20 protein-coding genes are annotated in these 19265 nt (G+C 45.2%); 16 read left to right on the top strand and 4 right to left on the bottom strand.

Annotated features, from left to right (window positions below):
• Nucleotides 1-6: 6 nt before the first annotated feature.
• Nucleotides 7-906 carry a hydroxymethylglutaryl-CoA lyase gene (locus D2910_RS03335; RefSeq protein ID WP_117312395.1) on the bottom strand — a complete coding sequence of 300 codons (900 nt, stop codon included), beginning with the start codon at nt 904-906 and terminating at the stop codon, nt 7-9.
• 80 nt (nt 907-986) lie between these two features.
• Between D2910_RS03335 and D2910_RS03330 the strand changes: the two genes are divergently transcribed.
• The 3 genes from D2910_RS03330 to guaC all read left to right on the top strand — a co-directional run bounded on the left by D2910_RS03330 (nt 987) and on the right by guaC (nt 3532).
• Nucleotides 987-2171: an acetyl-CoA C-acetyltransferase gene (locus tag D2910_RS03330; protein WP_117312394.1), complete on the top strand. Its 1185-nt coding sequence runs from the start codon at nt 987-989 to the stop codon at nt 2169-2171.
• Nucleotides 2172-2184: 13 nt separating this feature from the next.
• A complete protein-coding gene (locus tag D2910_RS03325) occupies nt 2185-2394 on the top strand; it encodes a DUF3886 domain-containing protein (protein ID WP_117312393.1) in 210 nt (69 codons plus the stop codon).
• Nucleotides 2395-2548: 154 nt separating this feature from the next.
• Entirely contained in the window at nt 2549-3532 is a 984-nt protein-coding gene (gene guaC, locus D2910_RS03320) for a GMP reductase (RefSeq protein ID WP_084245423.1), read from the top strand.
• Between the two features lie 97 nt (nt 3533-3629).
• On the opposite strand, the gene D2910_RS03315 is transcribed toward guaC, so the two are convergent.
• Entirely contained in the window at nt 3630-5087 is a 1458-nt protein-coding gene (locus D2910_RS03315) for a UDP-N-acetylmuramoyl-L-alanyl-D-glutamate--2,6-diaminopimelate ligase (protein WP_117312392.1), read from the bottom strand.
• Nucleotides 5088-5373: 286 nt separating this feature from the next.
• Nucleotides 5374-6276: an aldo/keto reductase gene (locus D2910_RS03310; RefSeq protein ID WP_117312391.1), complete on the bottom strand. Its 903-nt coding sequence runs from the start codon at nt 6274-6276 to the stop codon at nt 5374-5376.
• An 83-nt stretch (nt 6277-6359) separates the two neighbouring features.
• Here D2910_RS03310 and D2910_RS03305 point away from each other — a divergent pair, with 83 nt between their 5' ends.
• The 7 genes from D2910_RS03305 to D2910_RS03275 all read left to right on the top strand — a co-directional run bounded on the left by D2910_RS03305 (nt 6360) and on the right by D2910_RS03275 (nt 13044).
• On the top strand, nt 6360-6911 hold the full coding sequence (locus D2910_RS03305; RefSeq protein ID WP_084245429.1) for an NUDIX hydrolase: 552 nt from the start codon (nt 6360-6362) through the stop codon (nt 6909-6911).
• Between the two features lie 103 nt (nt 6912-7014).
• Nucleotides 7015-7494 carry a ferric iron uptake transcriptional regulator gene (gene fur / locus D2910_RS03300; protein ID WP_084245431.1) on the top strand — a complete coding sequence of 160 codons (480 nt, stop codon included), beginning with the start codon at nt 7015-7017 and terminating at the stop codon, nt 7492-7494.
• A gap of 100 nt (nt 7495-7594) precedes the next feature.
• Nucleotides 7595-8497, top strand: a complete 903-nt coding sequence (gene xerD, locus D2910_RS03295; RefSeq protein WP_117312390.1) for a site-specific tyrosine recombinase XerD — start codon at nt 7595-7597, stop codon at nt 8495-8497.
• Nucleotides 8498-8565: 68 nt separating this feature from the next.
• Nucleotides 8566-9750 (top strand): phosphopentomutase, encoded by a 1185-nt coding sequence (deoB, locus tag D2910_RS03290; protein WP_117312389.1) that lies wholly within the window; start codon nt 8566-8568, stop codon nt 9748-9750.
• An 18-nt stretch (nt 9751-9768) separates the two neighbouring features.
• Nucleotides 9769-11073, top strand: a complete 1305-nt coding sequence (locus tag D2910_RS03285; protein ID WP_084245437.1) for a pyrimidine-nucleoside phosphorylase — start codon at nt 9769-9771, stop codon at nt 11071-11073.
• Between the two features lie 61 nt (nt 11074-11134).
• A complete protein-coding gene (lysA, locus tag D2910_RS03280; protein WP_117312388.1) occupies nt 11135-12457 on the top strand; it encodes a diaminopimelate decarboxylase in 1323 nt (440 codons plus the stop codon).
• Nucleotides 12458-12684: 227 nt separating this feature from the next.
• Entirely contained in the window at nt 12685-13044 is a 360-nt protein-coding gene (locus tag D2910_RS03275) for a GNAT family N-acetyltransferase (RefSeq protein ID WP_084245441.1), read from the top strand.
• Nucleotide 13045: 1 nt separating this feature from the next.
• Here D2910_RS03275 and D2910_RS03270 read toward each other — a convergent pair whose 3' ends face one another.
• Nucleotides 13046-13546 carry a DUF309 domain-containing protein gene (locus tag D2910_RS03270; RefSeq protein ID WP_084245443.1) on the bottom strand — a complete coding sequence of 167 codons (501 nt, stop codon included), beginning with the start codon at nt 13544-13546 and terminating at the stop codon, nt 13046-13048.
• Nucleotides 13547-13604: 58 nt separating this feature from the next.
• Between D2910_RS03270 and D2910_RS03265 the strand changes: the two genes are divergently transcribed.
• From D2910_RS03265 to ccsB, 6 genes are all read left to right on the top strand, one after another.
• Entirely contained in the window at nt 13605-14378 is a 774-nt protein-coding gene (locus D2910_RS03265; RefSeq protein WP_117312387.1) for a segregation/condensation protein A, read from the top strand.
• Nucleotides 14356-14949: an SMC-Scp complex subunit ScpB gene (scpB, locus tag D2910_RS03260; RefSeq protein ID WP_117312386.1), complete on the top strand. Its 594-nt coding sequence runs from the start codon at nt 14356-14358 to the stop codon at nt 14947-14949. The genes D2910_RS03265 and scpB overlap by 23 nt, the downstream gene beginning before the upstream one ends.
• A gap of 30 nt (nt 14950-14979) precedes the next feature.
• A complete protein-coding gene (locus D2910_RS03255) occupies nt 14980-15711 on the top strand; it encodes a pseudouridine synthase (RefSeq protein WP_084245448.1) in 732 nt (243 codons plus the stop codon).
• An 89-nt stretch (nt 15712-15800) separates the two neighbouring features.
• Entirely contained in the window at nt 15801-16361 is a 561-nt protein-coding gene (gene resA, locus D2910_RS03250) for a thiol-disulfide oxidoreductase ResA (protein ID WP_117312385.1), read from the top strand.
• A 12-nt stretch (nt 16362-16373) separates the two neighbouring features.
• Complete coding sequence (locus D2910_RS03245) at nt 16374-18050, top strand: cytochrome c biogenesis ResB family protein (protein WP_117312384.1); 1677 nt, start codon at nt 16374-16376, stop codon at nt 18048-18050.
• Nucleotides 18047-19231 carry a c-type cytochrome biogenesis protein CcsB gene (gene ccsB / locus D2910_RS03240; protein ID WP_117312383.1) on the top strand — a complete coding sequence of 395 codons (1185 nt, stop codon included), beginning with the start codon at nt 18047-18049 and terminating at the stop codon, nt 19229-19231. Before D2910_RS03245 ends, ccsB begins: the two co-directional genes overlap by 4 nt.
• The last annotated feature ends 34 nt before the right edge of the window (nt 19232-19265 follow it).

Below are 19265 nucleotides of genomic sequence, written 5' to 3'. Positions count from 1 at the left end.
GCTCCTTTAAGAACGGTTTTTGTATAAAGTATATATTCCCGTATTAATCGGATTTGACACATGGGATTCGATTTTTTCAATTGCTTTGGACAAGAGATCTAAGTCAATGCCGGTTTCGATGTCCATGCGATGAAGCATGTTGACGACATCTTCCGTGGCGACATTTCCGGTGGCTCCGGGTGCAAAAGGGCATCCTCCTAAACCACCGGCTGATGTGTCGAAGCGGTCGACGCCCGTTTGCAAGGCGGCGAAAATATTGGCTAACGCCATTTTCCGTGTGTCATGGAAATGGGCAGTGATCAAAGTTGTTGGAAAAGCTTCTTTCAATTGTTTAAATAAATGATAACTTTCAGCAGGATTTGCCATGCCGATTGTATCGGCAACACTCAATTCATCGACACCCCAATCAACGAACTGCCGGCATAAGCGGATAGTGTCTTCCGGTTTCACGGCGCCTTCGAATGGGCAGTAAAATGCTGTGGATATACAGGCCCGGACAAAAATGCCATCCTCTTTCAGTTTGTGAATCAACGGTTTTAAAGCTTCCATGCTTTCTGCTGTGGATTTATTGATGTTTTTCTTATTAAAAGAATCTGATACTCCAACAAATACGGCAAGTGCATCCGAGCCGGCTTCCAACGCGGATTGGATACCGCGTTCGTTCGGTGTCAGCACAAATTGGCGGCCCATTTTTTTAGTGCCGGCCACAATTTCTTTTGAATCCGCCATTTGAGGCACCCATTTAGGTGACACGAAAGAAGTCAATTCCATTTCTTCCACGCCGGCTTGCTGAAGCCCTTCGATAAACTGCAATTTATCTTCGGTTGCAACCAGCTGTTTTTCATTTTGCAAACCGTCACGCGGTCCGACCTCGATAATCGTAACTTTTTTTGGTAAACTTAACATAGTATCCCCCCTGATTCCATTGTATCTATGCGGGGGATAAAAGAGCAACCAGTTTCAATCAAACAAGGGGGAAAAGGAAAATGTCACAGGAAATCGTAATCGTAAGCGCAGTGAGAACTGCTGTTGGAGCATTCCAGGGGAGTTTAAAAGATGTATCGGCCACGCAACTCGGGGCTATCGTTATAAAAGAAGCGGTAAATCGCGCAGGTTTAAAACCTGATCAAATATCGGAAGTGATCATGGGCAACGTCCTGCAGGCGGGCTTGGGCCAAAACCCTGCACGCCAGGCGGCTATCAATGCCGGCCTGCCGGAAACTGTTCCATCCATGACAATCAATAAAGTTTGTGGTTCAGGGCTGAAATCAATCCATTTAGCGTATCAGGCAATTTTTGCGGGCGATGCTGAAATCGTTGTTGCCGGCGGAATGGAAAATATGAGCCGTGCACCTTATTTGCTTGAAAATGCACGCGGCGGATTCCGTATGGGCGACCAGAAAGTTGTCGACAGTATGATCGCAGATGGACTGACATGTGCTTTCAACGATTACCATATGGGCAACACTGCTGAAAATCTCTGTGATATGTATGGGATTTCACGGGAAGAGCAGGACAAATTCGCAGCGCGTTCGCAGGCTAGAGCTGCTGCTGCGGTTGAAGCGGGCAAATTCCAGGATGAAATCGTACCTGTTGAAATTCCGCAGCGCAAAGGGGATCCGATTGTTTTCTCACAAGATGAATATATTAAAGCTTCTTCAACAGAAGAAAAACTGGGCAAATTGCGTCCGGCTTTCAAAAAAGACGGCAGTGTAACAGCCGGAAACGCATCAGGCATCAATGACGGGGCTGCCGCGGTAGTTGTAATGACAAAAGCGAAAGCGGATGAACTTGGTTTGACACCTCTCGCAACTATTGCGGCAAACGGCAATGCGGGAGTAGATCCTTCAATCATGGGCATCGGACCGGTTCAGGCAGTCAAAAATGCTTTGGCAAAAGCGGATATGACGCTGGAAGACATCGAGTTGATCGAAGCGAATGAGGCATTCGCCGCTCAATCCATTGCAGTCGACCGCGAATTGAAATTCAACCACGAAATTTTGAATGTCAACGGTGGGGCTATTGCAATCGGACATCCGATTGGAGCAAGCGGAACCCGCATTTTTGTCACGCTTTTACATGAAATGCAGAAACGTGACGCAAAAACAGGACTGGCAACCTTGTGCATCGGCGGGGGCCAAGGAGTCGCCACAATCGTTAAACGCGCATAAGGAGTTGTTTTTATTGGCAAAAAAGGAAGATCAGGATAATTCATTATTCAATGACGAAGTATTGGCAAAGCTGAAAGATACTAAAAAAGCGTTGCAGGCTGAAGAACAGCAGCGAAGGGAAGACGAAGAAGCCAAACGGCTTTTTGAAAAGAAACAGCGTGAAAAAAATATGTCTTTCGCTGAACTACTGGAAAAGCATGGCGACCAAGGCGGTAAATATTAGTTTGAATTCGAGTGTCCCGGAGCATGCGTCAGCAGCTTCGGGTCTTTTTTTATCACGTGAATTTTTTGTATATCCAACACTTGCAATACGCTCTCAAATGACGTACGATAACCTATGGATTTAAATTAAATGTTCGTATATAGGAGTGTTAATGATGGAAAATGTATTTGATTACGAAGATATTCAGTTAGTTCCTGCAAAAGCGATTGTAAATAGCCGTTCTGAATGTGATACATCAGTTAAGTTCGGAGGCCGCAGCTTTAAACTGCCGGTTGTGCCTGCCAATATGCAGACGATCATCGATGAAAAAATTGCGGTATACCTTGCGGAAAATGATTATTTCTATATACTTCACCGGTTCAAACCAGAACAGCGCATTGATTTTGTGAAGGATATGCAGAACCGGAATCTCTTTGCATCCATAAGTGTAGGCGTAAAAGAAGAAGAATACAGCTTCATCCAGCAGTTGGCTGATGAAGGATTAGTGCCGGAGTACATTACGATTGATGTGGCGCACGGCCATTCCGATTCGGTCATAAATATGATCAAACACATTAAAGGGCTGCTGCCTGAAAGTTTTCTCATTGCCGGGAACGTTGGTACACCGGAGGCGGTCAGAGAGTTGGAACATGCGGGAGCGGACGCCACGAAAGTCGGGATCGGACCCGGAAAAGTATGTATCACAAAGATCAAGACTGGTTTTGGAACCGGAGGCTGGCAGCTGGCGGCATTAAGATTATGCTCAAAAGCAGCAAGCAAACCGATAATCGCTGACGGTGGAATACGTACACATGGGGATATCGCTAAATCAGTTCGTTTCGGAGCTTCCATGGTGATGATCGGGTCATTGTTCGCTGGCCATGAAGAATCTCCAGGGGAAACAGTGGAGACAGATGGAGTGTTATACAAAGAATATTTCGGATCCGCTTCTGAATTCCAAAAAGGGGAAAAGAAGAACGTTGAAGGTAAACGGATGTATGTGGAATACAGGGGGTCACTGCAGGACACGCTAACTGAAATGGAGCAGGATCTGCAATCGTCCATTTCTTATGCAGGCGGGGATAAACTGGAAGCCATCCGCTATGTGGATTATGTAATTGTTAAAAATTCAATCTTTAACGGTGATAAGGTTTATTGACAGAAAACTTTAGACCATAAATAAAACCGCTGTGGAAAGAGTGAGGCAACTCTTCTTTCCACAGCGGTTTTTCAATATGTCAAAAAGGAGCGGCCAGTCATTTGGCGCTTGGCGGTTCAACCATGAACTTCACCGTTTCCTTATCGGATTCAGTCGGCAGCTCGAATTGATGACTGTATTTTTCATGCCCTTTTCCGGTTATCACAACCCAGTCGCCTTCGGAACTGCTGTCGATCGCATCTTTAATCGCCATGGTCCGGTCCATCTGAATGAGCCCTTTTTCATTGCCGTACCGCTCGTTCAATTCTATATAATGCAACTGCATTTCTTCAGCGGGCACTGAATTCAGATCATCAGTGGTGATGATATACCGATCACTGATATTCGATGTAATCTTGATCATTTCCCGTCTCTTGGAAGAATCACGGTCACCCCTGAAGCCGAAGATGTGTGTAATCTGCTTGGCACCCGCTTCTTTGGCGGTGGTCAGGCAATGAAAAACCGCATCGGGCGTATGAGCGTAATCTACAATTACAATAACGCCTTTTCCAGTTTTGGATGTTTCAAATCTGCCTTCGACGCCCGGAAAATTTTTTATACTGGAGAGGATATCATCTTTTTTTACACCAACCGCCAAAGCAGCTGCGTATGCCATCAGCGAATTATAGATGTTATGGATGCCTGCCATAGGAGACTGGATTAATGTTTTTTCTTCGCCCGCCAGACAAAGGGTCGAATGCTCCATGTCGAAAGACTCTATACGGAATCTGCTGTGCTGAGCCTGTCCGATGCTCCAGACGTCCCGTCCTTTTGCACGGAGTTCCCGGTCCAGCTTTTCTCCCCATTCATCATCTGTATTTATGATTGCTGTACCCGTCGGCTTCAGATGTTCGAAAAGAATCGACTTAGCTTCGTAGTAACTTTCCATTGAACCGTGATAATCGAGGTGTTCATGATGAAGGTTCGTAAACATGCAGACATCAAATTCGATTCCTTCTATACGATGTTGAGTCAATCCGTGTGAAGAGACTTCCATCACGACCGCATCATCATGGCTATCTGCAAGCAATTTTTGCAGGATCAGCGAACTGGGGGTGGTATTGGCACTTTTAATCGATTCACCATTGACGATATTTTGTATTGTTCCCATAACGGAGCATGTAATGCCATTCTGCTCAAGAAGATGCTTTACAAGATAACTGGTTGTTGTTTTGCCATTAGTCCCGGTTATGCCGATCATCAACTTGCCGCTGGCAGGATTTCCATAGAAGTTTTTGGAAAGGATCCCTAGGGCCATCCGTGCATTTTCCACACGAAGATAAGGGATAGGCAATTCTTCCAGCTGCTGTTCACCGACTATTAACGAAGCGCCTTTTTGAATGGCGTGCGCGATATGATTGTGCCCGTCGTCCTTATAGCCCTTTATGGCAATAAAAACAAACCCCTCTTCGACCTCCTGGGAGCTGTCAGCTATGCCTTTGATAACCAAGTCATGTAAATCTTCTTCTATGCTGTTTTGGGGTATGAGTCCTTTAATTAGTTGAGTTAGTTTCATTAGATATGCTGACCTTTCTATCGATAATTTTTTACACTCAGCTTATCTGGGGTGGCTGAACATCTTCTGGCTGTAAATATACATCGTGATTCAATTATTGAAAGGCGAGGGCCTTATACCATTAGAACATGCCATTGATTTGAAACCAAGCAACTTTAGAACTACTACTTTTTTATTATACGAATAATTCTTACTATTCAGTCTATTACAAAAGAAGGGCGAATACAATTAAAATCGTATCAGCCCCCTGCATTATTTTGGATTATTAGAGATAAGCAAATTTCTTTTATTCACGGTGTTCTTTATACCTTGACTGCTTGGTGATCAAGCCGGCAGCTTCGATTTGCTCGGCAGAAATTGCACTGTCGTAAGCGGCGATGGTATCTCGTATTTGATCAGGTGAACTTGCGCCGGCCACAACCGCTGCAACTGTTTCGTGTTGCAGCACCGAATGAAGCGCCAGTGCGTTTAAGTTGTTTTCAATAGAAAGAAGTTCTTTAAGAGCTGCCAGAAGTTCAGGCTGGCTGTAATCCATATAGCCATCAGTATCGCCAGCGCGGACCAAAGCTTCGGAAGTCAATAGACCTTTGGCCAGCGATCCACGAGTCACTACAGACACCCCGGCCTCAGCGATCTCATCAAGGAATTCCTCGGGACGACGGTCAAGAAGGCTGAATTGCATCATAATGGATGCGATGTCGCTATTTTTCAAAAAACGTCTGATGACATTCGGCCGTATTGACGAAATGCCGTACTCCCGTATCAACCCTTCTTTTTTCAACGATTCAAACGCATCGATTGTTTCATCGGAAGGATCGGTTATCATTCCGCCATGCAGCTGATACAAATCGATGTAATCCGTTTTCAGCCTGCGGAGGCTGTTATGCACTTGCGATTTGATATAACCGGCAGATGGATTCCATGTTACATCGTCTGTTTCCTCGTTCCACTCATTGCCGACTTTAGTGGCTAAAATTATGTCTTGCCTTTTGCCTCCGAGGCTTCGACCCACAAGTTCTTCGTTTTGCCCTTTGCCGTAAAAATCGGCGGTATCAAAATAACTTATGCCAAAATCAAGCGCTTCGTCCACAATAGCCTTCGCTTCTTTCGGATTGTCCGGCAAAGACATGCACCCGAGCGCAATTTCACTGACATTAAGACTGCTGTTTCCTAATCTTCTCTTTCTCAATTTGCTTCACCCCGTTATAAGATTGATGTTCTTTCTATGGTATACTTTGCGTTAGAAAAACCACAAATGAAACGAGGCGCGGCATGAAAAAATTTGAAGAAAAATCAATCAGTTCTGAACGTATTTATGAAGGGAAGGTCATTAATCTAAAAGTGGATGAAGTCACACTGCCTAACGGCCATACATCCAAGCGCGAATTAATCGAACATCCAGGTGCAGTGGCGATACTGGCAATAACCCCGGATAAGAAAATCATCATGGTGGAGCAATACAGAAAAGCGTTGGAGCGTTCGATCATCGAAGTCCCGGCTGGCAAGCTTGAAAAGGGGGAGGCTCCTGAAACGACTGCTATGCGGGAACTGGAAGAGGAAACCGGTTATACGGCTGAATCGCTCGAGTTGATCCAATCGTTCTCTACATCTCCAGGGTTTGCGGATGAAGTCATACACCTCTTTTTAGCTGAAGGACTGCGAAAAGCCGAATCAGGAGCAGTACTCGATGATGACGAATTCGTCGAATTGCTGGAAGTATCGATTGAAGAAGCAGAAAAAATGATGCAGGACAACCGGATCTTTGATGCGAAAACTGCTTTTGCCGTGCTTTGGGCAAAACAACGATTATCAATTGAGAATTAATACAATTCGTACTTTATAATGATTATAATTAATCGCGACAAGGATCCTTGTAATTGAGAACTGACATTTGATATAATGGAGTCAGTTTGAGGGAGGGCGTCGCATGGAAACCAGGATTGATCGGATCAAGAAGCAATTACACGCTGCGAGCTATAAATTGACGCCACAGCGCGAAGCGACAGTTCGAGTTTTGCTAGACCATGAAGAGGACCATTTAAGTGCAGAAGACGTCTATCTGTTAGTGAAGGATATCGCACCGGAAATCGGGCTGGCTACAGTTTATCGGACATTGGAGCTATTGACTGAATTAAAAATTGTCGACAAAATAAATTTCGGTGATGGCGTGTCACGCTATGATTTGCGTCAGGAAGGCGCCGCGCATTTCCATCACCATCTTGTATGCCTTGAATGTGGGGCAGTGGATGAAATACAGGAAGATTTACTGGAAGATGTAGAAAATGTCGTAGAAAAACGCTGGAACTTTCAAATTAAAGACCATCGTCTTACTTTCCATGGCATCTGTTGGCGCTGCCATGACCGCAGCTCACAGGATTCACCAGAAAATCGAGGCGATGGGGAGTAACGGCCAGTTATGGCCGTTTTTTTGTTTTATTTCGTTTATTATGAAATGATTTGGAGATATTGGCACAAGGGAATTGAGATAAACGAAGGAGGCGTGGACAATGAAATACGCAAAAGATGCATTGGATGATTATCTGCAGTTTTTGAGAGTCGAACGGCAACTTGCTGCCAATACATTAACCTCATATGAGCGCGATCTGAAAAGTTACCTTCAATATTTAAAAGAAGTGGAGCAATTGGATTCACTGCGTAATGTGGAAAGAGTACATATCTTGAATCACCTCAGCCACTTGAAGGAGACCACCATGTCTTCAAGAACTGTGGCAAGGCATATTTCGTCTATTCGCTCGTTCCATCAGTTTCTGATCAGGGAACGGATTGTGGATAAAGATCCGACAATACACCTTGAAATGCCGCAAATGGACAAAAAATTGCCGAATGTATTATCGATTGAAGAAGTTGATGCACTGATAGAAGCACCCGATACTTCAAAAGCCAATGGAAAGCGAGATCAGGCGATGCTTGAATTGTTGTATGCCAGTGGCATGCGTGTAAGCGAATGCATAAATCTCGATATGGAAGATGTCAATTTGACCATGGGCTTTGTCCGCTGCTTTGGGAAAGGCGGCAAGGAGCGTATTATTCCACTGGGCAAATCAGCACTCGCATCCTGCAAAGACTATTTATCAGGCCCGCGCAGCGAACTGGCGAAAACAGGTGTGACCACTGACGCATTATTCATCAACCAACGGGGTAAAAGACTTACTAGGCAGGGTTTTTGGAAATTACTGAAGCAGCATGCACAAAAAGCTGGCATTCAGAAAGAATTGACACCGCATACATTAAGACACTCATTTGCCACACATCTAATCGAAAACGGCGCAGACCTGCGCGCGGTGCAGGAAATGTTGGGACACGCCGATATTTCCACGACTCAAATCTATACTCATGTAAGCAAAACAAGATTAAAAGACGTATATTCCCAATTTCATCCGAGAGCTTAGAATAGGTCTGACATCTGACAATAGTGGAATATATGATAGAATATAATTGTAAATAAGGAGGATGTTAAATGACAAATAAAATTTTTAACCGCATTCATTTAATTGTTTTGGACTCAGTAGGGATCGGTGAAGCTCCAGACGCGGCAGCGTTCGGGGATACCGGTTCGGATACCCTTGGCCATATAGCAGAATCAATCGGCGGACTCAAGATGCCGAATATGGAAAAACTGGGCCTTGGGAATATTAAGACTGTTCAGGGGATTTCACCAGTTTCTGCCCCTGAAGCCTATTATGGAAGGCTTCAGGAAGCATCTGTCGGCAAAGACACGATGACAGGGCACTGGGAAATCATGGGCTTAAACATCGACACGCCATTTAAAGTGTATCCTGAAGGATTTCCACAGGAATTGATTGCACAGCTGGAAGAGAAAACCGGCCGTAAAGTGATTGGCAACAAGCCGGCGAGCGGTACCGAGATTCTGGATGAGCTCGGTGCGGAACACATGGAAACAGGGGCGATCATAGTTTATACATCTGCTGATCCCGTGCTTCAGATTGCGGCTCATGAAGACATCGTGCCTCTTGAAGAATTATATGAAATCTGTGAAATAGCGCGTGAATTGACTTTGTCGCCTGAATTCCTGGTTGGCCGAGTCATCGCCCGTCCGTTCATCGGAGAAGAAGGTGCTTTCAAACGGACTTCAAACCGTCATGATTATGCACTGACTCCATTTAACCGCACAGTTATGAATGAGTTGAAAGATAATGGCAAAGATGTAATTGCCATCGGCAAGATCGATGATATTTACAATGGAGCGGGTGTAACAAAAGCATTGCGCACAAAAGATAATGGAGATGGAATGGATAAACTGGCTGCTGTGGCAGGAGAAGATTTCAATGGCTTGAGTTTCCTTAACCTGGTCGATTTCGACGCATTGTTCGGACATCGCCGCGATCCTAAAGGATATGGAGAAGCGTTGGAGGAATTTGACCGCCGCTTGCCTGAAGTGCTTGAAAAAATGGGTAATGATGATCTGTTGCTCATCACTGCAGACCATGGCAATGATCCGACTTTCCCAGGGACGGACCATACTCGCGAATTCGTCCCATTACTGGCGTATTCACCAAGATTCGAAACTGGAAAAGAATTGGGGCTTGGATCGACATTTGCAGATATCGGCGCAACAATTGCGGAGAACTTTTCCGTCCCGATGCCGGAATTCGGCACAAGTTTCCTATCCAAATTAAAATAAAAAAGGCGGATGACATTCATGAGAATGGTAGATTTGATTGAGAAAAAAAGAGACGGTTTTGAACTGTCGACGGAAGAAATCCAATATATCGTAACTGGTTATACAGCTGGCGACATCGATGATTACCAGATGAGCGCTTTCCTGATGGCCACTTACTTCCAGAACATGACGGACCGCGAACGTGCGGATCTGACAATGGCTATGGCTGCATCAGGCGATCAGATCGACTTGTCAGCCATCGACGGCATTAAAGTAGATAAGCATTCAACTGGGGGTGTCGGCGATACGACTACTCTGGTCCTTGGGCCATTGGTTGCTGCCTGCGGCGTACCGGTAGCGAAAATGAGCGGACGTGGACTGGGCCACACAGGTGGCACCATTGATAAACTGGAAGCGATTGAAGGATTCCATGTAGAATTATCCACTGAAGATTTCATCAAGCAAGTCAACGATATTAAAGTTGCAGTCATCGGACAAAGCGGCAATTTGACGCCTGCAGATAAAAAGTTATATGCACTGCGTGACGTTACGGCAACCGTTAACAGCATTCCATTGATTGCAAGTTCAATAATGAGCAAGAAGATTGCCGCTGGAGCAGATGCCATCGTACTTGATGTCAAAACCGGCGAAGGCGCATTCATGAAAACAGCGGAAGATGCCGAAGAATTGGCGCATGCAATGGTGGGCATTGGCAATGCAACCGGACGCAAGACAATGGCGATCATTTCCGATATGAGCCAGCCGCTTGGCTTTGCAATCGGCAACGCACTGGAAGTCAAAGAAGCCATCGAAACATTGCAGGGCAAAGGTCCGGAAGATTTAACAGAGCTGTGTCTGGTTCTTGGCAGCCAGATGGTTGTAGTCGGTGGAAAAGCTGACAGCCTGGAAGAAGCGCGCAGCATGCTGGAAGAAGTTATCGCAAACGGTAAAGCGTTGGATATCTTCCGCCAGTTCATCAAGGCGCAAGGCGGAAATCCTGCAGTAGTGGATGATGTCAGCTTGCTGCCGCAGGCAAAATTCGTCAAAGAAGTGCCATCGCAAAAAGAAGGTTATATCTCGTTCATGGAAGCTGATGAAATCGGTACAGCAGCAATGGTCCTTGGAGCGGGCAGAGCGACGAAAGATTCGGAAATCGATTTGGCGGTCGGTATCGTCCTTCATAAGAAAGTCGGCGATTTCGTCAAAAAAGGCGAACCGATTGCAACTGTCTATTCAAACACAGAGGATATCGCGAAATGTACAGAGATGTTATATAATAGTATAGAATTCAAAGATGAAGCAGTGGAAAAAATTCAACTGATTTCAAAATTGATTACTGATTAAAAGAATCTTGCCGGGCTTTCCCGGCAAGATTTTTTCGAATACTCATTTCAGGAGGTTTACTATGCATTTATACGGTACTCAAGCCATCGGCGGCAATGGCCATTTAACTATCGGCGGTGTTGATTCGGTGCAATTGGCTAAAGAATACGGAACACCGCTTTATGTCTACGATATTGAACTTTTCCGGAAACGGGCACGCGCATTCCAGCAGACGTTTGAATCCGCTGGTATCGGTTACCAGGTTGCCTATGCAAGCAAAGCATTTTCCAGTATCGCGATTTATCAGGTGGCTGCGCAGGAAGGCTTATCCCTCGATGTCGTTTCAGGAGGCGAACTGTATACAGCGGTTAAGGCCGGCTTCCCTAAAGAAAAAATCCATTTCCATGGGAACAATAAAAGCCTGGATGAGCTGCAGATGGCTTTCGAAGAAGGAATCGGCTGCATCGTTGTCGATAACTTTCATGAAATCGGGCTGCTTAAAAAGCTGTCTGAAGAATTGAAGCAAAAGATGAATATCCTGCTGCGGGTTACACCAGGCATTGAAGCACATACGCATGACTATATTACAACAGGCCAGGAAGATTCGAAATTCGGTTTCGATTTGAATAATGGCCAGGCAGATCAGGCGTTTGATCAGACATATGGCCATGAATATTTGAATTTACTGGGGCTTCATTGCCACATCGGTTCCCAGATTTTCGATACAGCGGCGTTTCGGATGGCAGCAGGCAAGCTGGTTGCCAAGATGTCTGAATGGCAGGAAGAATTTGATTATCAATGCCCCGTTCTGAATCTCGGCGGCGGTTTTGGTATCCGTTATACTGAACAGGATCAGCCACTTGAGCCGTCTGAATACGTGAAGGAAATGATCGATACGGTTAAACGGATTTCGGCCGATTCCGGTTTTCCTGTTCCCGAGATCTGGATTGAGCCTGGGCGTTCGCTTGTAGGGGATGCGGGTACTACCCTATATACCATCGGTTCGATGAAAGAAGTACCGGAAATAAGAAAATACATCGCGGTGGACGGGGGAATGTCGGATAATATCAGACCTGCCCTTTACGGAGCAGCCTATAGTTCGATGATTGCCAATAAAGGACACCAGGCATTGTCTGAAACCTATACGGTTGCAGGAAAATGCTGTGAATCCGGGGATAAATTGATTGAACAGGCAACTTTGCCGGAAGCGGAAGCTGGGGATATTCTGGCTGTTTTCTGTACGGGTGCATATGGCTATTCAATGGCCAGCAATTATAACCGGATTGCCCGTCCTGCAGTAGTGTTCGCTGAAAAAGGGAAGCATCAGCTTGCTGTCAGACGTGAAACACATGAAGACATTGTCAGCCTGGATCTCGAATATGGCGTAAAGGCGGAACTGTCATGAAAAAGAATAATAACATACTGCTTCTACTGTTATTGCTGATGGCTATTGGCTGGGGAGTTGTGTATTGGATTTTCTTTGCAGATCAGGTGCCGGGTGTGTGATTTTGCAGAAGTGTGAGGCGGCTGCGGAGCTTAACGGGCGCTTGCGCTTTTCGATGAAACTTGAGTTATTAAAGGAAATATAGTAGGATAAGTTAAGTTGTTTCAAGAAGAAAACGAGGGATTATTATGTTATTCAGATACAAAAAATCATTCGAAAAAATAGCGATGGGTTTGCTGTCGTTCATGCCGAAAGAGCGTGAGCTCAAAAAGCTCCAGCAGACTATGCACATATACGAAGAAAATCCTGATTGGCAATTATACCTCTGGAAAAAAGGTGAGGATTTTGTTGGACTGCTTGGTGTTGAAGTAGCTGAAGACCAATTTGTCATCCATCATATTTCGGTCAACCCTTCCCACAGGGGAGAAGGCATCGGGCATGACATGATTGAAAAGATCCAGCAGATCATGCAGGACCGCGAAATGGTTGCAACGAAAGAAACTGAAGCTTTCCTTACAAAATGTCCATCAAAAAAAGGCGAACTTTAATTTAAAGTTTCCGCCTTTTTTTTTGTTCCCGCAAATTGATGATTGAAGAGCGGTCACGCAGTCTGTGCTTGTGCATCAAAAAATAGGGTTCCAGTGTTTCTGAAGGATTGTCGGCCATGTAACGGTTGACTGCCTGTACCAGCTCTTCAGAAATTATCGGTAATTTAGTGGCAGTAAAATCCCGGCGGGCTGTTACACCTTCAATTGCCTCTGCAAGTTGAGCGGATAGCGCCGCGCTGTCAAAGCCATCAGTCCATGCGCCTGCGTTTGAAAGTTTGTCTTTTGCACGGATAAACGATCGCAGAGCGCCTGGAAAGTTGCTTCTGCGCCAATGATACATGCCGACCGCCATCTGTATCCAACCTGCCAGAGGGTGCATTTTATCTTTTGGTGCAACGCTTTTCCAGTATTCCTCACCAACTTCATGGCATTCGAAATAATCTTCGTGAAAATTGAAGTGTATAATGTATTGGATAAAGAGCGGATGATGGAGTGGGTGCATTTTGATCCCCTTTCTACTATAATATATTGAGTATCTTTAACAGTCAGGTGGTTGGATAATGTCCTATGAAGTAAAGGTTGAGGCTTTTGAAGGGCCTCTTGATTTATTATTACATTTAATACACCGTTTGGAAATTGATATATACGACATTCCCGTATCACAAATCACTACCCAGTATATGGAGCATATCCGTGCAATGCAAGTGCTCGAGTTGAATGAGGCGAGTGAATACCTTGTTTTTGCCGCTACTTTGCTGGCGATTAAGAGCAAGACCCTCTTGCCGGTGCACCAGGGAGACCTGGATGACCCGGATTACGACTTCGAAGAACAGGATCCACGGGACGAGCTTGTGTCCCGGCTTATCGAGTACAGGAAATTTAAAGAAGCGTCAGGCCAGCTGAAGGAATTGGAAGCTGACCGTGCCACAATTTTCACTAAACCGCCGATGGATCTATCAGAATATCAGACATTGGCTCCGTTTGAGAATATTGACCTTGAAGTGAATGCCTACGATATGCTTGCTGCGTTCCAGAAATTGATGCGGAGAAAGAAAATGAAGGCTCCGCTTTCAGCAAGGATCGCCCGTCAGGAGATTTCCATTAAGGATCAGATGACTTCTATTGTCAATACGCTAAGAGCGGCAAAAGGCAGGACGGCGTTTTCAGAACTGTTTCCTTCGGATGATAAGACTGTAATGGTAGTGTCATTCCTGTCGCTTTTGGAACTGATGAAGCGGCAAGTCGTTGCAGTTGATCAAGAGAAAAACTTCACCGATCTGATGGTCGAACTTAGAAAGGAAACGTGGGATTATGATGACGCATCTTTCGAGTAAAATAGAAGCATTGCTGTTTGTTGCAGGTGACGACGGATTATCGATGAAACAGCTTGAATTTTTGACGGAAGCTGAAGAGAAAGAGATCAGAGAAGAGATTTCCGCTATGGTTAGAAGGTATGAAGAAACTGAAACCGCGGGCATCATGATCAAGGAACTGGCAGGAGTCTATCAATTGGTGACAAAGGCAGAAGTGGCCGACACCATTCAGCGGCTGGTTGAAAACCCTACAGTCCAATCCCTGTCACAGGCTTCTTTGGAAGTATTGGCTATCGTGGCTTATAAACAGCCGATTACGAGAGTGGAAATTGAAGACCTGCGAGGAGTTAAGAGCGAAAAAGCACTTCATACATTGGCAGGCAAAGCACTGATCCAGGAAGTCGGAAGAGCGGAAGGCACAGGCAGGGCAATCCTATATGGCACTACCAGTGAGTTTCTGAATTATTTCGGATTGAAAAACCTGGACGAATTACCTGCTCTTCCGGATGAAGTGGAAGACGATCAGGACGGGGATACCGATCTTTTCATGACTAAATTCCAAGAAGCATTTAAAGAAGAAGCGAAAGTATAAAAATGAGATTAAATTAGACGGGGTGAGTTTATGGAACGATTGCAGAAAATGCTGGCACACGCCGGCGTCGCTTCAAGACGAAAAGCGGAACAGATGATTTTGGACGGCAAAGTGCGCGTGAACGGCAAAGTGGTCAAGGAATTAGGGACGAAAGTTTCTTCATCCGACACAATTGAAGTTGAAGGCGTGCAGCTGGAAAAAGAACAGAAAGTATATTATTTATTGTATAAGCCGCGCGGAGTCATATCCGCTGTGACAGATGATAAAAACCGTAAAGTGGTTACAGATTTCTTCGATGACATCGATAAACGGATCTATCCTGTCGGAAGATTGGATTACGATACGTCAGGACTGCTGATTATGACGAACGACGGGGAATTCGCGAACATCCTCACACACCCGAAATATGAAATCGATAAAACATATGTAGCGAGGTTAAAAGGCATTCCTGCTAAAGAAGATCTGCAAAAATTAGAGCGCGGCATCAAACTTGAAGACGGCATGACTGCTCCGGCGAAAGTGAAGCTCTTGTCCGGTGATAAGAAACAGGGCAAAGGAATCGTCCAGATCACCATTCATGAAGGCCGGAACCGACAGGTGAGAAGGATGTTTGAGGCAATCGGTTACCCGGTCCAAAAATTGAGCCGCGAACAATTCGGGTTCTTGACTTTGCACGGTCTGAATGCAGGTGAATCCCGTCAGCTGACAGCACATGAAGTGAAGTTGCTGCGCGTGATGGCTGAAACCGGCAAGAGGCATTAACGTTCACAAACCCTTCAAAACTCCAGGTTTTTTGACTATGAAACTTTGCTATAATTGGTTCAATAATGACCTCGGAGGAGGAGAGAAGCATGCAGGAAGACAAAAAAGCGAAAAAGACGAATAAGAAAAGAAACCGCGCTTTTATGCGTTTAGCTATATTATCTTTGCTTGTGCTGGCAATCGGCTACACAATATATAATAGTGTTACTGCTGATAATGTGGAAGTGCTCCGGGTAGGCGATAAAGCGCCGGACTTTACTCTGGAGGATATGGATGGCAACCGGCATAAGCTTTCTGACTATCAAGGTGAAGGAGTGTTCCTTAATTTCTGGGGTACGTGGTGTGAACCATGTGTCAAAGAAATGCCTGCCATGGACAGACAATATAAAGAATATGAAGAACAAGGTGTCCACATACTTGCTGTAAACATCGCCCAATCTGATTTCGAAGTGCAGTCATTCGCTGATCGGTTTGATCTATCCTTCCCTATCGCGATTGACAAATCCAGATCGGTCATGACGGCTTATAATATCCGTCCGTTGCCGACAACTGTGTTGGTCAATCCTGAAGGCGACATCCAGAGGATAATCACCGGGGAAATGACAGAACAGGATATTAAAGGCTTCATGGAAGAAATCAAACCTCAATAAGGAGTTTTTGGGATGGAAAAGATGCAATGTAAATGTGGTCATGTCAACCCGCCGGGCACAATCTTATGTGAATCCTGCGGCCGTTCACTGACTGAAGAAGAACAGAATAAGAAATTGGCGGATATGCGGTATGAAGGAACCGCCCGCCGTTCGCAAACTTATAACAAATCGATTATAGATAAAATCTGGAACTTCTTTTCGAGTGTTAAAGTCGGAGTTTCTATAATTGTGCTGCTGCTTATTGCAGCGGCGATTGGAACAATTCTTCCTCAGGCGCAATACGTCAATGTTCCAGTGAGAAACGACGAAACCATCAAAGCTTATTATGCTGATGTATATGGAGAGATCGGCAAAATCTATCATTTTCTCGGTTTCCACGACCTCTACAGTTCTGCCTGGTTTATAATTTTAGTGGGCATGCTGGCGATTTCCCTTATTGTAGCCAGTCTCGACCGATTTGTGCCGTTATATCGTTCATTAAAAAACCAGCGGGTTCTGCGCCACCGCAGCTTCATGGATAAACAGCGCATTTACGCTGAAGGTCCTGCTCCTGAGGACGCGATGTTAAAAGCGGAAGAAAAACTGAAAGAATTGAAGTATAAAGTTACTTTGGACAAAAATGGCCTGCTAGCTGAAAAAGGCCGATTTTCACGATGGGGCCCTTACGTCAATCACATAGGCCTCATCATTTTCCTGTTTGGCGTTATGCTGCGAATGATGCCTGGTTTCTATGTGGATGAAACGTTATGGATCCGCGAAGGCGAGACCCGCGCAATACCTGATGCGCCTGGTTATTTCCTGGAAAGTAAAAACTTTACAATGGAAACCTACACCGGCGAGGGTGATGAAGCGAAATTCGAAGAAGCGATCGACCGGGTCGGCTCTGTAGCGAAAAATTATCAGACGGATATCGTGTTGTACCAGACACCGGATGAAAGTCTGCCGGGCGCCACAGATGACATGGAGCAAGTTAAAGAACATGCAATTAAGGTCAATCAGCCATTGAAGTTTGATGGCTATGCAGTCTATCAGATGGATTTCAGGCAAAATGAATTAAAAGCGATGACTTTCGATCTCACCAATAAAGAAACTGAGGAATCGCTTGGTTCGTTTACAATTGATCTTGTCAACCCGGAAAAATCCTATGATCTGGGTGATGACACACGCGTTGATCTTCTCGGCTATTATCCTGATTTTTCAGGTTTTGAAAACGGTGAGCCTCAAACTGAAACCCCGGTTCCCAATAATCCCGGTTTCCTTGTAAGAATGTTTACACCTGAGACTCCAGACGGGGAAGTCAGCTTCATCGTTATCCAGAATACGATCGAACCACTTGGGGAAAATGATTATAAGCTGACGTTCCAGACAGCTGAAACCCGCGATGTATCTGGTTTGACAATCCGCAAGGACAGAACCTTGCCGATTCTTGGACTGGGAGGCCTGATCTTTATGATAGGCGTCGCACAGGGGATGTATTTCAATCACCGCCGTTTCTGGATTCAAAAACAAGAGGATGGCGAACTTGTGTTGGCCGGCCACACCAATAAAAACTGGTTTGGTTTAAAGAAAGATCTTGATCAGGTTTCCGGCTTCGCAGCACTTCCTCCCTATGTTGATCAACAGGAAGAAATTGAGAAGCAGGAAAAACTGAAGAAAGAGCAGAAACTGGAAGGTGATGAATTGTCATGACATTGGCGGAAATAAGTTCTAATTTACTGTACGTCGCTTTTTTAGCCTATTTAATAGCAACTTTTGTCTTTGGCGGAGCAGTCAAAGGCAATAAAGAAGGATCCTTCAAATCAGAAGGGCGTTGGGGGAAAATCGCTTTTATCATTACGGTGGTCGGTTTTCTTTCCCATTTCGGATACTTTATAACACGCTGGACAGCAACAGGGCATCCGCCACTCAGCAATATGTTCGAATTCACTACAGCTTTCGGTATGACGTTAGTCGGTGGATTCATCATTCTTTACCTATTATATAAAACGCCTGTTTTGGGAATGATCGTGCTTCCGGTTGCATTACTGATCATTGCATTCGCGAGTATGTTCCCAAGTGAAGTCAGTCCGTTGATTCCCGCTTTACAGACAAACTGGCTTGCGATACACGTCAGTACCGTGGTAATCGCTGAAGGTATTTTAGCGATCAGCGCAGGAGCAGGGTTAGTCTATCTCTTGAAAGTTGTCGACATGAACAAGAAGTCGAAACAACGTTTTTGGTTGGAAGCGATCATGTATTCACTGGTTCTTGTAATCGGGTTTGTTATCGCCAGCAGTTTCTTCTCGCTGACAGGCTACCAATCGGATTTCAGTTATGTGAATAAAGATGGAAATGAATCCACAATTACGTATAATATGCCTGCACTGGTCGGGATGAATGAATACACCTCATTGACCGATGGCACAATGGAGCCGTTTTTCGAAACGCCTGCAGTAGTGAATGCCAGCAAAGTGACTACGGTGCTTTGGTCGGTCTTCGTCGGAACGATTCTTTATTGGCTCATCCGGCTGGTTGCGCGTAGACGCATCGCTGCAATTTTCAAACCGTTCGTCAAGAACGTCAGCCTGCAATTGATGGACGAAATCAACTACCGCGCAGTGATCATCGGCTTTCCGCTGTTCACACTCGGCGCATTGATCTTCGCCATGATCTGGGCACAGATTGCCTGGTCCCGTTTCTGGGGCTGGGATCCAAAAGAAGTATGGGCTCTCATCACCTGGTTGTTCTATGCTGCTTATCTTCACTTGCGTCTGGGTAAAGGATGGCAAGGGGAGAAATCCGCTTGGCTTGGTGTTGTCGGATTTGCGATCATCATGTTCAACCTGGTGGCCGTCAACCTGATTATTGCGGGTCTTCACTCTTACGCGTAACAGGTACGGAGCCATATGAATTTATAAAGGAATC

It is taken from the genome of Planomicrobium okeanokoites (assembly GCF_003428875.1).
Lineage (GTDB): Bacteria > Bacillota > Bacilli > Bacillales_A > Planococcaceae > Planococcus > Planococcus okeanokoites.
This window is presented reverse-complemented; position numbering and strand designations above follow the sequence as displayed.

Bases quoted from the DNA above. Each gene is read 5' to 3' on its own strand.
- D2910_RS03265 (WP_117312387.1), top strand. From the start codon at position 13,605: ATGTCCTATGAAGTAAAGGTTGAGGCTTTTGAAGGGCCTCTTGATTTA.
- D2910_RS03275 (WP_084245441.1), top strand. From the start codon at position 12,685: ATGTTATTCAGATACAAAAAATCATTCGAAAAAATAGCGATGGGTTTG.
- ccsB (WP_117312383.1), top strand. From the start codon at position 18,047: ATGACATTGGCGGAAATAAGTTCTAATTTACTGTACGTCGCTTTTTTA.
- xerD (WP_117312390.1), top strand. From the start codon at position 7,595: ATGAAATACGCAAAAGATGCATTGGATGATTATCTGCAGTTTTTGAGA.
- resA (WP_117312385.1), top strand. From the start codon at position 15,801: ATGCAGGAAGACAAAAAAGCGAAAAAGACGAATAAGAAAAGAAACCGC.
- fur (WP_084245431.1), top strand. From the start codon at position 7,015: ATGGAAACCAGGATTGATCGGATCAAGAAGCAATTACACGCTGCGAGC.
- D2910_RS03245 (WP_117312384.1), top strand. From the start codon at position 16,374: ATGGAAAAGATGCAATGTAAATGTGGTCATGTCAACCCGCCGGGCACA.
- D2910_RS03335 (WP_117312395.1), bottom strand. From the start codon at position 906: ATGTTAAGTTTACCAAAAAAAGTTACGATTATCGAGGTCGGACCGCGT.
- D2910_RS03305 (WP_084245429.1), top strand. From the start codon at position 6,360: ATGAAAAAATTTGAAGAAAAATCAATCAGTTCTGAACGTATTTATGAA.
- D2910_RS03330 (WP_117312394.1), top strand. From the start codon at position 987: ATGTCACAGGAAATCGTAATCGTAAGCGCAGTGAGAACTGCTGTTGGA.
- D2910_RS03315 (WP_117312392.1), bottom strand. From the start codon at position 5,087: ATGAAACTAACTCAACTAATTAAAGGACTCATACCCCAAAACAGCATA.
- scpB (WP_117312386.1), top strand. From the start codon at position 14,356: ATGATGACGCATCTTTCGAGTAAAATAGAAGCATTGCTGTTTGTTGCA.
- D2910_RS03285 (WP_084245437.1), top strand. From the start codon at position 9,769: ATGAGAATGGTAGATTTGATTGAGAAAAAAAGAGACGGTTTTGAACTG.
- guaC (WP_084245423.1), top strand. From the start codon at position 2,549: ATGGAAAATGTATTTGATTACGAAGATATTCAGTTAGTTCCTGCAAAA.
- D2910_RS03255 (WP_084245448.1), top strand. From the start codon at position 14,980: ATGGAACGATTGCAGAAAATGCTGGCACACGCCGGCGTCGCTTCAAGA.
- D2910_RS03270 (WP_084245443.1), bottom strand. From the start codon at position 13,546: ATGCACCCACTCCATCATCCGCTCTTTATCCAATACATTATACACTTC.
- deoB (WP_117312389.1), top strand. From the start codon at position 8,566: ATGACAAATAAAATTTTTAACCGCATTCATTTAATTGTTTTGGACTCA.
- lysA (WP_117312388.1), top strand. From the start codon at position 11,135: ATGCATTTATACGGTACTCAAGCCATCGGCGGCAATGGCCATTTAACT.